Origin of the sequence: Paenibacillus brevis, from assembly GCF_018919145.1 — a bacterium.
GTDB lineage: Bacteria > Bacillota > Bacilli > Paenibacillales > Paenibacillaceae > Fontibacillus > Fontibacillus brevis.
Genome location: NZ_JAHLQJ010000005.1, coordinates 127,281 through 139,638, shown reverse-complemented (window position 1 = coordinate 139,638; position 12,358 = coordinate 127,281). Strand labels below are relative to the sequence as shown.

The following is a 12,358-nucleotide window of genomic DNA, read 5'->3' as shown; positions in this document are numbered from 1 at the left end:
TCCTCGGGGCTGTGAAAACCAGTTAATGTTTGTCCATGTTCATATAAATCGATTATCGGAATGAGCTCTGCCCCTGATTGACATTCCGCTCGAAGGCGACGATCCAGTCCCCTTGAACAGCGGCGTACCCTTCATCCCCCTCCGCGACCAAGCCGTACAGATTTTTTACATCCAGGTATTCTTGGCGGTGCCCGTTATCGAATTCCAGCGTGATGTAATAATACGTACGCGACGAGGTGCTGTGCATCATGTTGTCATTGCCATGACTGTGCGAAGTATTCTTGACATCCATACGCTTGGAGACAATCCGGGCGTAATGGGTGTTTTTAGGCGACGAGGCATTTTTCGCATATCGGACTCCGCTGCCTATCAGAGAAATAATGATGATGACAAATACAATCCCGATCAGCACAGGAACAAGTGTGAACATAAAATCAAAGCCTGCCCCCGGGCCAGAGCTGAACGAGCCAAAATTGGAATCCATCCATGATTCCCTCCCCTTTTATGTACAGCATAGCTGACAGACTCATAAACCTTGGCTAAAAAATGTAATCTGATCATTCTACGCAGGAAGGAAGGAAATGTTTCAACTACTCCTGGTCAGCACGTCGAATAAATTCCAGCACGATATCCTGAGGATGATCCCCGAAATAGCTTCCGAACAGGTTCAATCCATGTTTGTTAAGAGCATCTTCCTTGACCTCGAAACGAATCGCAATCGGCTGATTAAAGGACAGCTGAAGCATATCAACCGTGGTATCCGCCGAAGTCAGCCCGTTCACGAAGCTCCCCTCATTCGTAATGCGCCATTCAGTCAGCATGCCGTATTCTGTACCGCTCTTCCAACGCTCAGGTGTCAGCTTGCCCTTACGGTCGCCATAATCGGAAGGACAGGTCCAAGTACCGGCATCGTGGCCATTAACGATAAGGGAAATGTCGGATGCCCAATCCATATTGCAGGCTGGAGCCTCGGAGCACAGCTCGGCGCGAATGCGGATCTCAGCCAGAGCGACACCGGGGGGGAGCGGGTTAGAGAAGTAATATTCGATATATCCGGTACCAGCAAACCACAGCAGAGAAGCGTCGACTCTCTCAGGCATATAAAATGCGCGCGGATCATCCTGCGAACCAATCACAGATCCATCCTTCGCCGCCATTCCGCAGGAGGGACTGACGGAGCAATGGGAATACATGCCGATCGGCATATGGATCGCCTCAATGGCATGGAGGCCGTCGCCTGGCTTGGCAGGGAGCTCAAGCTGGATCGAGCGGCAGGTAACAGAACAGATTTTCTCTCTGTTGGCTCCTTGTGTGGAAGTGACCAGCTCCGCCTGCTCCAGGGTCTGCACATTAATAGAAATAGTCGGCTGGGCTACTCCAAGTGTCTCCGCTAGCTGACTGACGCTCATCGACTTATCTCCAAGTGCTTCAAGAATCCGGACACGCAGATCCCCGGACAGTGCCTTGGCTACATCGAGAATACGTGAAGCAGGGTAACGGATGATGTCTTGCACGGGTTCGTTCATTCAAAAACCATCCTTTTCATAAATCTAACGATACTCTAATTCTACAATGAAGCGTTCTCATTGTAAAATCACAATATATATTGCGTTATCATAATATGCGTGCTAAACTAAGCACAAATATAAGCTGAGAGGTCGTGTATAGCGTGAACACAACACTTCAAAACGCCGAAACAGAACTGATTCCCCGTCCTGAATTTCCGCATCCGCATTGGCAACGCGAGAACTGGAACAATCTGAATGGAGCATGGTCGTTCCGTTTCGATACGGATAATGAAGGGATTCAGCAAGAATGGAACAAGAACAGAAGCATCTCTTTTGAAGACGAAATTACGGTGCCTTTCTCCTGGGTAAGTCCGTTGTCCGGCATTGGGAAGGATATAAAGGGAGTTGGCTGGTACCGCCGCATGGTGTCATGGACTCCTGCCGAGCCGGGCAGCCGACTCTTCCTGCGCTTCGGTGCTGTGGATTACTTGTGTCATGTGTGGGTGAATGGAGAGCATGTCGGCTCCCACCAAGGCGGATACGGTTCCTTCGAATTTGAGATTACCAGTCAGTGGCTTCCGGAGGGCGAGAATCTTATCGTAATCAGAACGGAAGACCAGGATCATAACTATCAAGCGCGCGGAAAGCAGGGTTATGGTGAGGTCCGGGGGATTTGGCAGACGGTATGGCTTGAGGCGCGGCCTACTCAATATATCGGACAATCCAAGTTCAGAACGTATATAGACGGAAAAGTAGAGCTTGAGGCTGTGATCCATGCGGATCAAGCGGGTCAAGCCGAGCTTAGTCTTGATTTTGCCGACGGAGAGGTCCGGCATCAGATCGTGGTCGAGTTGAAGACAGGCGAAAACCGCATCTCTACCACATTTGCGGTCAAGCATCCGCGATTGTGGACCCCGGAAACACCGGAGCTGTATGAGGGGACGCTTCGCCTGCGCAGCGCATCCGGCTGTGACGAGGTCAGTACCTACTTCGGCATTCGGGAGATTGGCACTGCGCGATTCGGAGACCGCGATTATCGCTGGATTACCCTGAATGGCAAACCGGTCTACCTGAACGGTACGCTCGACCAGTCTTATCACCAGACAGGATTTTTTACGTATCCTTCAGATGAAGAGATGCATGATGAAATATACTTGATGAAGCGCTTGGGCCTTAACTTTGTCCGGATTCACATTAAGCCGGAGGAGCCTCGCAAGCTCTATTGGGCGGATAAGCTCGGGATTCTTGTGATGGAGGATATGCCTTGCTTCTGGGGCAATCCGGATGAACAGGCACGCAAGGCATATGAGAGCGAAGCGCTGGAGATTATCGACCGGGATTACAATCATCCATCGATTTTCTCATGGGTTATGTTCAATGAAACCTGGGGACTGAAGACGGATCCATCGACTATGGATGTGACCGGCGGAGCGGAGCAGCAGAGCAGCTACCTTCCGGAGACGCAGGCATGGGTGCGGGAACAATATCTTTGGGCGAAAAAGCTCGATCCAACGCGCCTGGTGGAAGACAACTCGCCGTGTAACTATGACCATGTCGAAAGTGATCTAAATACCTGGCATTTCTATATTAACGGGTATGAGCAGGTTCGTGCGCACTTGGATGAGGTTGATGCCAAGACTTATCCAGGCTCAACGTTCAACTACATCGGCGGACATGTTCAATCCGATGCGCCGCTTATGAACAGCGAATGTGGCAACGTCTGGGGAATCGTCGGCGGTGCCGGCGACAGCGATCTGGCCTGGCATTACCGCTATATGATGAACGAGTTCAGAAAGCATGATAAGCTGTGCGGCTTCGTGTTCACGGAATTCCGGGATGTAACGAATGAATTTAATGGCTATTATCGTTTGGATGGAACGGGAAAAGATTTTGGGTACGGTGATCTGGTGCCGGGAATGACGATTGCGGATCTGCATTCTCCAGACTTCATCGTATTGGATGCTCCGCCTAGCCAGACGCTGGACGCAGAAGCTGTGGCTGAGGTTCCGTTGCTGGGATCAAGCTACTCGGATAAGCACCATGGTCAGCAAATGCAAGTGCAGTGGGAGCTTCGCTATGACCGTTTCGGCACCACCATGGTCGAGAGCAGCGGAAGCATTCCAGTGGATTGGGACGGATTCGGCGTCTCTGACCTGGGTACGCTGCAGGTCAAGATGCCGAAGCATGATGCAGTCGCCGTTTTGGCTGTAACACTGGCTGACACTGCAGGCAATCCGGTCATGCGCAACTTTATTGCCTTTGATGTTCGCGGCAACGATACGAAGGGCGTGGTTGTTGTTGAACCCGGCGCTTATTCCGAGCACAGCTTCCAGCATGAGTGGTCCTCTCTGCAAGGCGCTAAGCACAACGGAGCAGGCAAGGGAAGCTTTGTGTATGAGATCCAATTGCCGGATGCGAAGACGAAGCCATCGATTGACCAGCTTGAGATCCTGCTTGAAGCAGGGGCCAAACGTGTGCTTGCCCGTAACGTAGAGGGCTCCAAATCAACGGATATGGGAATCGGTGCGATGCATGGAGCAGATGCGCAAGTAGAGTACAACACCAATACGTACTACATGACTGACGAAAGCAAACATCCATCCCGTCTGAATATCTTGATCGACGGCATTGCGGTTGGCTCCTTCGAGCTGCCGGATGACCCGGCTGACGCCAGAGGCGTTCTGTCCTGGCACTATCAGCCTGTGGCGAACAAACTCGATGATGCCGGTTCCTACGGCTACCTTTGCAAGCTGGAAGTTCCGGTCCAACTGCTCTTGGAACTCAATCGAAGCAGATCGTTCCGTCTAGAGCTTCAGGCTGAAGAAGGCGGCGTCACGCTATACGGAAGAAACGGCGGGCGCTATCCATTGGATATTACTGTAAAATATAGCTAAAGTTAATTAGGGAATATGCTATCTGGACATAGCGGGTTTGGCGTTGATCGCCATCCCCGCTTTTTTGTCTCTGCTTGTCCATTTGTTCCAAGTGCGGACAAGCAAAGCAAGAATTAGGTACATTTTTTTTGTAATTGGGAGGAAAATCCTTTGTTCATTACTAAAAAATAGTTTGAAAACGCTGGCATTATGTTCTAATCCCTTCTCAAATGAACATAAAATATGTAATAAAACAATTTTATGTTTTTCTCTTCATCAACCACTTAAGGGGGAGCAAGCATGAAAAAGAGCTTGGGAATCTTGGTAACTTTCGTTCTCTTGTTTTCAATGATTTTAAGCGCATGCGGAAACGGAAGTAATGGGAATGCGGGGAACGGGGGATCATCCACAAATGACGGAGCAGCTGAGAATAATAATGGAAGCGTTACAAGCGAGGGAGAAGAAAAGGTGACGCTCTCATTCTGGACGCTATTTTCCGGCGGTGACGGAGACAATATGCAGGCGATGATCGATGCATTTAACAAGGAACACCCGAACATTCAAGTCAAGAATACCAAGCTGGAGTGGGGAGAGTATTACACGAAGCTCATCACCGCCGTGGGCAATGGAAACGGCCCCGATATCGGGATTTCGCATACGTCTCGTCTCCCGGATCTGATCGACCAAGGCGTAGTGTCCGAGCTCGACGGCGTTGCCGACGAGGCTGGCGTGGATTGGTCTACCTTTAATCAGAATATCCTGGCTGCTACGATTATGGACGGAACTCATTATGCGGTACCGATCGATACGCATCCATTCATCATGTACTACAATAAAAAGCTGCTGAATGAAGCAGGATTGCTTGATGAGCAAGGCAAGCCGGTTCTGGAACAATCGGCTGACGGGTTTGTCGCCTTCTTGACTACACTTAAAGAGAAATTACCGCAAAAAGTGACCCCGTTTGCCCTGTCGAATACAAACGACGACCCGTTCCGCTTGTGGTGGGCGCTTTATTCCCAATTAGGCGGCAATGACGTGGTGTCGGACGATCTGACTGCCGCACAAATCGATACGGACAAAGCGGTTCAAGCCGCCCAGTACATTCAGGATTTATTCCATAAGCATAAAGTAATCAAAGTGAACGATCCCGATTTCTACAAAAATTTTCAAAGCGGTACGGCCGCCATTATGATGACCGGAGTCTGGGCGACGGGAACCTGGGAATCTACAGAGGATCTGGAATTCGGCGCTATGCCAATTCCGAAAGTGTTCGATCAGGAAGCGACCTGGGGGGATTCGCATACCGTCATTCTTCCGATAACGAAGAAGGAAGATCCGGCGAAGCGGAAAGCAGCAATTACTTTTGCCAACTGGCTGGCTGACAACGGCCAGGTATGGGCTAAAGCCGGACACATTCCTTCCAAGCCATCCGTATTTGAAAAGCAAGAGTTTAAAGATCTTCCTTACCGCAGCGATTACGTCTCTGTAGCATCTACTGTTAAATTCAGCAAACCCTCCACAAAGAATTGGCAAATTCGCGATTTGGCGATGTTCAAATTTTTGAATGAAGTATGGGCGAACAAAATGACTCCGGCTGACGGTATTTCTAAGATGGAGGCCGAAGTCCAAAAGGTGCTCAGCGAATAGCGGATCAGCGATGAATCGGCAGACTTTGCGGCTTGTGCTGTAAAGTCTGCCGGTCATATTGGGAGGGAATGCGCTATGAAAATGAATAAATTAAGGGCAGACGTACAGGCATTGTTATTTCTGTTCCCCTTTCTGCTTGTCTATTTTCTGTTTACCATTTGGCCGATGATCAAAGGCGTGGAGATGAGCTTCTATAAATGGACGCTTATCAAGAAGATGGATTATGTGGGCACGGGGAACTATGAGCGGATGTTCCAGGATAATGAGTTCTGGGCATCGATTTGGCATTCTACAATATTTGTCCTCATTACCACTCCTTTGATGCTTGTATTGGCAATTGTTCTTGCATTGATTGCCAACCGTAATTCCAGATTGCAGCGATTTTACCGCAGTGTGTTTTTTGTTCCAAGCATTTTGTCCGTAGCCGTGGCATCCTTCCTGGGTTTGTTTGTGTTTCAGCCATATACGGGTCTTGTGAATTCTTTACTTCACTGGATCAAACTGCTCCCTGAAGGAGCAGAGATTTTTTGGCTGTCGGAGACTCACCTGGCCTGGATCGCTATCTCGTTATTAACGTTATGGTGGACGGTCGGATTCAACTTTATTTTGTACTTATCGGCGATGCAGGATATACCGGATGAAGTCTATGAAGCAGCCCGACTGGACGGAGCGAGTGATTCGCAAGTATTTTGGAGAATTACGCTGCCACTGCTGAGTCCGATTACCAAGACGATCACCATGCTGCAGATTATCGCCTCTTTCAAAGTGTTCATGCAGATCTATGTCATGACCGGCGGCGGGCCGCTGGATCAGACAAGGCCGGTCATCCAGTTGATTTGGCAGACGGGCTTCCGTAAAAATGACCTTGGCTACGCCTCCGCAATGTCATATATGCTGTTTGTCATACTTCTTGTTCTATCAGGGCTGCAATATTGGATTAACAACCGGAAGGAGGCAAACTAGGGTGAAATGGTTCTATCGGATTTTCTCCATATTCATGGCGTTACTGTTTGCTTTTCCTTTGGTGTGGATGCTTGTGGTTTCGGTTAAAAAGGAAGGCATGAAAATCACATCCGTGGTCGACTGGTTTACGCCGCCATATTCCCTTGCGGTTTATCAGGAGATCATTACAGAAACCAAATTGATCCAATGGTCCTGGAACAGCTTCTTTATTGCCGTGTGCGTGACCTTGTTGACGCTCATGATTGCGGCGATGGCTGGGTTCGTCATGTCCAAGGTTCCGTTCCGGTACAGAACCTTCATGTTTTTCTTCATTCTGGCGGGTCTGCTGATTCCGGGGGAAGCAACTCTTATTCCGCTCTACCAGGTTGCCAAAGATATGGGGATATTGAATTCTTACATGGGACTTGTTTTTCCTGTTCTGGCTTCCCCCTTTGCGATTATCGTGCTAAAAAGCTTCTTCGATGGAATTCCTAACGATCTGCTGGAAAGCGTACAGATGGACGGAGGCGGAGTTTGGCGAATCTTCGTGAATATCATGCTTCCATTGACCAGGCCGGCGCTAGTTTCCATCGCGATCCTGACCTTTATCGGCTCCTGGAATAACTTTCTCTGGCCGTTCCTGTCCGTCACCGACGACAACCTGTTTACCCTGCCGATGGGGATCCCGACCTTGATGAACCAGTATACGGAGGATTATGTGAAGCCGATGGTTATCAATACCGTGGCCTCGCTTCCGATCATGGTTCTGTTCCTGATCTTCGAACGTCAAATCATTAAGGGGGTCAGTCTCTCGGGAATAAAAGGATGAATTTCAGCGTGAATAGCACACCCGCAGCGGGTGTGCTATTTTCATTTTCCCACCCAAATTTGTGTCAGAATTATTACGGCAATATCATTTCATTACAATAAAACTGTACAAAAACATGTTTTTGTGTTTATAATATTGTAAAAAATATAAGAAGGTGGCTATGCCTTGCTGGAATTGACTATTAATGATTCCGACCGGTTAGTAAAAGTGGCACATGCCTTGAGTACCCATACCCGAGTCAATATCATCAAATTGTTGCTGGAAAGACCTAATCTCAATGTTCTTGAAATTGCCGAGAGGCTTGATATCCCTGTATCCACGGCAGCCAACAACGTCAAGGTGCTCGAGGAAGCCGAATTGATCGTTACGGAGCTTCAGCCGGCAACAAGAGGAGCCATGAAGGTATGCAGCCGAAACTTTGACGATGTTCGTCTCATTTTGAATCCTAGTGTTTATGATCAAAATACGAGCAAAGTGGAAGAGATAGAGATGCCGATCGGAAACTTTATTAACTTTGATATTCTTCCAACTTGCGGTATGGCTAACGGCACAGGGATGGTTTTTCAAGAAGATGATCCGGTCAATTTCTATCTTCCCGATAGCCGGACGGCCGAAATTATCTGGTTCCGCAAGGGCTGGATCGAGTATCGGTTTCCTAAAAGGCTTCCTGTGGGCGCGCAGGTCCACAACCTTGAATTTTCTCTGGAGATTTGCTCCGAGGCTCCGAACTATAATAATGATTGGCCCTCCGAAATTACGGTCTGGGTCAATGATGTGGAGATCGGATCATGGATATCGCCAGGGGATTTCGGAGATCACAGAGGCAAGCTGAACCCGTCATGGTGGTATGACAACAGTACTCAGCACGGGCTGCTGAAAACCTGGTCGATCGATTTGCATAAGAGCATGGTCGATAAGGAAAGATGCTCAGACACTTCTCTCTATGATCTTCATCTGGAGGATAAGCCGTTCATCACACTCCGGATTGGGGTTAAGCCGGACGCTAAGCATCAGGGAGGCATCAATCTGTTTGGGCGGGGATTTGGCGACTATGCACAGGGAATTATCATGCGAATGGAATACAATTAACAGCCAAAAAGTTCCAGATGTTTTGTAATAACAAAACGTTCCGGGACTTTTTTTATGGAAAAGAAACAAAAAAACCGAAAGAAAGCGTTGACAATAAAATAAACAGGCTTTATTATTCTGTATATAAACAAAATAATTGAAACAAAACGAATTCGATGGAATTATTAAAGCGGATTCATTCGATTATTTTGTTTATTAAGAATTTATTAAAGGGGGAAACAAGGATTATGTTTCGGAAAGGAAAATGGATCAGTCTTTCTTTAACCTTGTTATTGAGCTTCGTGTTGGTGCTTTCAGGTTGTGGGTCAGGTAACAACAGTGCGAACAAGCCGGCAGATTCGCCATCGCAGAATGATAAAGAAGCAACTACAGGCAATAGCAGTGATTCAAAGTCCGAAATTGAATTTATGGGATGGGGCGGCGACACGGAGAAAGCCGTATTTGAGAAGCTGATTGCCTCCTACATGAAGAAATACCCGAACAAAAAAGTAAAATATACTGTTGTTCCTCCAGCAGAATACTATCAAAAATTGGATACACTCATTGCGGCAAAGAAAACGCCTGACGTATTTTATGCGGGCGGTGCTCATTTCAATAAGCTCGTCTCCAGCGGCGTATTGCTGAATCTGGAATCTTATCTGAATTCCAGCGACGCGGTCGATCAAAATAACGTCTGGAAAGAAGGGCTAGATCGTTACCGGTATGACGGCACGAACGTAGGATCTGGCGATCTGTTCGGTTTGCCGAAAGACGTTGGTCCATGGGCACTTGCCTATAATAAAGATCTATTCGACCAAGCCGGCCTTCCATATCCTAGCGCTAAGGCTGGAGAGTATACTTGGAACGACTTGATCGCCGATGCCAAGAAACTGACAGTTACAAATGAACGCGGAAAAATCGATACATTTGGCGTTGCTGCCTATACGCTTGAATCCGCAGTATGGGCGAACGGCGGGGATTGGGTGGATACAGCCACAGGACAAATTACGATTGACACCCCTGAATTTGCGGAAGCTATGCAATTCGTAGCCGACTTGAGTTTGGTACACAAAGTCAGTCCTTCTCCGGACGACGAGAAGGCACAGAACGGGTATGCACGCTTTGTTGCAGGTAAAGTGGGAATGTTCCCTATGGGACCTTGGGATCAGCCAGGCTTCTGGGATCTGCCTTTCGGATGGGACATTGCGGCATGGCCGGCAAGTCCTAATACAGGCGAAACAGCAACATGGCTTGGATCGCTCGGATTTGTAGTATCGAATAATACGGAATATCCGGAAGATTCATTCGCGCTTGCGGCTTACCTCAGTCTCGATACGGACTCGCAAAGAGAAAACTATGTTCTGGGGCAAGCAGTGCCGAACTTGATTGATATGGCGAAGGGCGAGTTCATGGAAGTAGATAAGTCGCCGCAATCGCGTCAGGTATTTATCGATATTATTGAAGATTACGGACGTCCTCCAATTGAAGTATCCTCCAAGAACACCAAATGGCTGGACACGTTCTGGCAGGATGCAAGTCTAGTATGGAATGGTCAGAAGACAGCAGCAGAGTTTGTAAAAGAAGAGCAGCCTAAGCTGCAAAAGCTGTACGACGAGAACAACAAGTAAGGACAGCTAATGCTGTGGCGGAAGAGCGAAAACGACGGGTGCTCAATTTGCGACGTTTTCGCTTTTTCCGTTTTCAGTACAGGGAGGAAAAGTGAATGAAGAACAAAACCCCGGGGTATCGGCGTAAAGAAATTATTTGGTCTTTGCTGTTTATTGCCCCGCCAATTCTTGGCTTTCTGATATTCAGCCTGGTACCGATTGTCACATCTTTTGGATTAAGCTTCATGTCATGGGATATGTTCACGCCCGCCAAATTCTCGGGCTTGGAAAATTTCAAATATATGTTTGCGGATGAGAAGTTCTACAAGTCGCTCTTTAACACGGCGTTCCTGCTTCTCGGGGTTCCGATCGGCATGATTATTTCCATGTTTTTAGCAATCCTGATGAATCGGCCGTTAAAAGGTATCGCACTGTTTCGTACCATTTATTATATTCCGGTCATTTCACCGATTATCGCTGTTTCATTGCTCTGGCAATGGCTTTTGAACTATGACTACGGGATTATCAATGAGTTTATCTGGAACATTTTTGGAATACAAGGTCCTAACTGGCTCGGTGATCCTAACTGGGTTAAACCGTCCTTTATCATCATGGGACTTTGGGGCGGAGTAGGCGGCAATATGGTGCTTTACTTGGCTGGCTTGCAAGGTATTTCATCGACTTATTATGAAGCTGCCCAAGTGGACGGGGCTTCCCGCTGGCATCAATTCAAGCATATTACGCTTCCGCTTTTATCGCCGATTCATTTCTATGTCATTGTCATGGGGGTCATTGGCACGTTCCAATCCTTCAGCCAAATGTACATCCTGGCAGCTGATGGAGGACCTCAATACAGCGGGGCGACGATTGTATATTACATCTTCCAGGAAGCCTTCAAGTATTTCAACATGGGGTATGCAAGCTCTGTGGCATGGGTATTGGGAATTCTGATTTTCATCCTGACCCTTTTCCAGTTCCGCTTCTCCAAACGTTGGGTCTACCAGGATTAAGCTCATGCAGGAACAGGAGGATTGAAAAAGTATGGTAAAAGAACGCCGTTTCATCAATTTGCTCGTCTATCTCCTACTTATTGCGGGGTCGGTAATTATGCTGGCTCCGCTGGCTTGGACGATTTCTACATCCTTAAAGAGCCAAAAGCATGTTTTTGATATCCCGCCCCAGTGGATCCCGGATCCGTTGACCTGGATGAACTATAAGGATGTATGGTCTAAAGCGCCATTGTTGTACGGTTTTATGAACAGCCTTATCGTCGTAGTGACTGTTCTGACCGTCGGTTTGTTTGTTGCCGCTATGGCGGCATACGCATTTTCCAAGTTTGACTTTCCGTTTAAAGAAGGAATCTTCCTTGCCCTTTTGGGAACGATGATGATCCCTTATTCTGTCGTAATGATCCCTCAATATATCGGATTTTCAGAGCTGGGATGGGTTGATACGTTACTCCCGTTAATTGTTCCGGGCTTGTTCGGAAATATTGTGACGATCTTTTTCTTTCGGCAATTTATGCAGGGCTCCATTCCGAACGATCTTATCGACGCGGCCAAAATTGATGGATGCGGGTATTTCCGTACCTTTACGACCGTGGCGCTTCCTATCGTTAAGCCGGCGATTGCAGCCCAGGCTGCGCTTGGCTTCATGGGGATTTGGAATGACTTTCTCGGACCGCTTATTTATCTGCACACGCCCGAGCGTCAGACCATCCAGGTGTTGATTGCAAGCATGCAGTCCAACTACATTTCGACTTCGAATTATCCGTCGCTTATGGCCGCTTCGATCATCGCACTTTTACCGGTGGTTATCGTCTTTTGCTTCGCCCAACGCTACTTTATAGAATCGCTCGCGATTACGGGTATCAAGGGTTGATCC

10 protein-coding genes are annotated in these 12,358 nt (G+C 48.0%); 8 read left to right on the top strand and 2 right to left on the bottom strand.

Features of this window, described 5'->3' with window-relative positions; genetic code table 11:
* Positions 1–52: 52 nt before the first annotated feature.
* Both KQJ23_RS07470 and KQJ23_RS07465 read right to left on the bottom strand, forming a co-directional pair.
* The gene (locus KQJ23_RS07470) at positions 53–484 is read right to left on the bottom strand and encodes a DUF2500 domain-containing protein (RefSeq protein WP_216478232.1); all 432 of its coding nucleotides are present in this window, start codon (positions 482–484) and stop codon (positions 53–55) included.
* A gap of 106 nt (positions 485–590) precedes the next feature.
* Complete coding sequence (locus KQJ23_RS07465) at positions 591–1,526, bottom strand: ArsR/SmtB family transcription factor (RefSeq protein ID WP_216478231.1); 936 nt, start codon at positions 1,524–1,526, stop codon at positions 591–593.
* A 143-nt stretch (positions 1,527–1,669) separates the two neighbouring features.
* On the opposite strand from KQJ23_RS07465, the gene KQJ23_RS07460 reads away from it, so the two are divergent.
* The 8 genes from KQJ23_RS07460 (at position 1,670) to KQJ23_RS07425 (ending at position 12,355) form a co-directional block, all read left to right on the top strand.
* Positions 1,670–4,402: a glycoside hydrolase family 2 protein gene (locus KQJ23_RS07460; protein WP_216478230.1), complete on the top strand. Its 2,733-nt coding sequence runs from the start codon at positions 1,670–1,672 to the stop codon at positions 4,400–4,402.
* A gap of 279 nt (positions 4,403–4,681) precedes the next feature.
* On the top strand, positions 4,682–6,028 hold the full coding sequence (locus KQJ23_RS07455; protein WP_216478229.1) for an ABC transporter substrate-binding protein: 1,347 nt from the start codon (positions 4,682–4,684) through the stop codon (positions 6,026–6,028).
* A 75-nt stretch (positions 6,029–6,103) separates the two neighbouring features.
* Positions 6,104–6,991 carry a carbohydrate ABC transporter permease gene (locus tag KQJ23_RS07450; RefSeq protein WP_216478228.1) on the top strand — a complete coding sequence of 296 codons (888 nt, stop codon included), beginning with the start codon at positions 6,104–6,106 and terminating at the stop codon, positions 6,989–6,991.
* A gap of 1 nt (position 6,992) precedes the next feature.
* Complete coding sequence (locus KQJ23_RS07445) at positions 6,993–7,799, top strand: carbohydrate ABC transporter permease (RefSeq protein WP_216478227.1); 807 nt, start codon at positions 6,993–6,995, stop codon at positions 7,797–7,799.
* A 165-nt stretch (positions 7,800–7,964) separates the two neighbouring features.
* A complete protein-coding gene (locus tag KQJ23_RS07440) occupies positions 7,965–8,888 on the top strand; it encodes an ArsR/SmtB family transcription factor (RefSeq protein WP_216478226.1) in 924 nt (307 codons plus the stop codon).
* Between the two features lie 227 nt (positions 8,889–9,115).
* Positions 9,116–10,495: an ABC transporter substrate-binding protein gene (locus KQJ23_RS07435; RefSeq protein ID WP_216478225.1), complete on the top strand. Its 1,380-nt coding sequence runs from the start codon at positions 9,116–9,118 to the stop codon at positions 10,493–10,495.
* Between the two features lie 95 nt (positions 10,496–10,590).
* Positions 10,591–11,484, top strand: a complete 894-nt coding sequence (locus tag KQJ23_RS07430; protein ID WP_216478224.1) for a carbohydrate ABC transporter permease — start codon at positions 10,591–10,593, stop codon at positions 11,482–11,484.
* Between the two features lie 31 nt (positions 11,485–11,515).
* Positions 11,516–12,355, top strand: coding sequence for a carbohydrate ABC transporter permease (locus KQJ23_RS07425; RefSeq protein ID WP_216478223.1), 840 nt, complete (start codon positions 11,516–11,518; stop codon positions 12,353–12,355).
* The last annotated feature ends 3 nt before the right edge of the window (positions 12,356–12,358 follow it).

What these genes read in the sequence shown, in the direction of transcription:
- KQJ23_RS07430 (WP_216478224.1), top strand. Translation starts at nt 10,591, where the DNA reads ATGAAGAACAAAACCCCGGGGTATCGGCGTAAAGAAATTATTTGGTCT.
- KQJ23_RS07470 (WP_216478232.1), bottom strand. Translation starts at nt 484, where the DNA reads ATGGATTCCAATTTTGGCTCGTTCAGCTCTGGCCCGGGGGCAGGCTTT.
- KQJ23_RS07455 (WP_216478229.1), top strand. Translation starts at nt 4,682, where the DNA reads ATGAAAAAGAGCTTGGGAATCTTGGTAACTTTCGTTCTCTTGTTTTCA.
- KQJ23_RS07450 (WP_216478228.1), top strand. Translation starts at nt 6,104, where the DNA reads ATGAAAATGAATAAATTAAGGGCAGACGTACAGGCATTGTTATTTCTG.
- KQJ23_RS07465 (WP_216478231.1), bottom strand. Translation starts at nt 1,526, where the DNA reads ATGAACGAACCCGTGCAAGACATCATCCGTTACCCTGCTTCACGTATT.
- KQJ23_RS07425 (WP_216478223.1), top strand. Translation starts at nt 11,516, where the DNA reads ATGGTAAAAGAACGCCGTTTCATCAATTTGCTCGTCTATCTCCTACTT.
- KQJ23_RS07435 (WP_216478225.1), top strand. Translation starts at nt 9,116, where the DNA reads ATGTTTCGGAAAGGAAAATGGATCAGTCTTTCTTTAACCTTGTTATTG.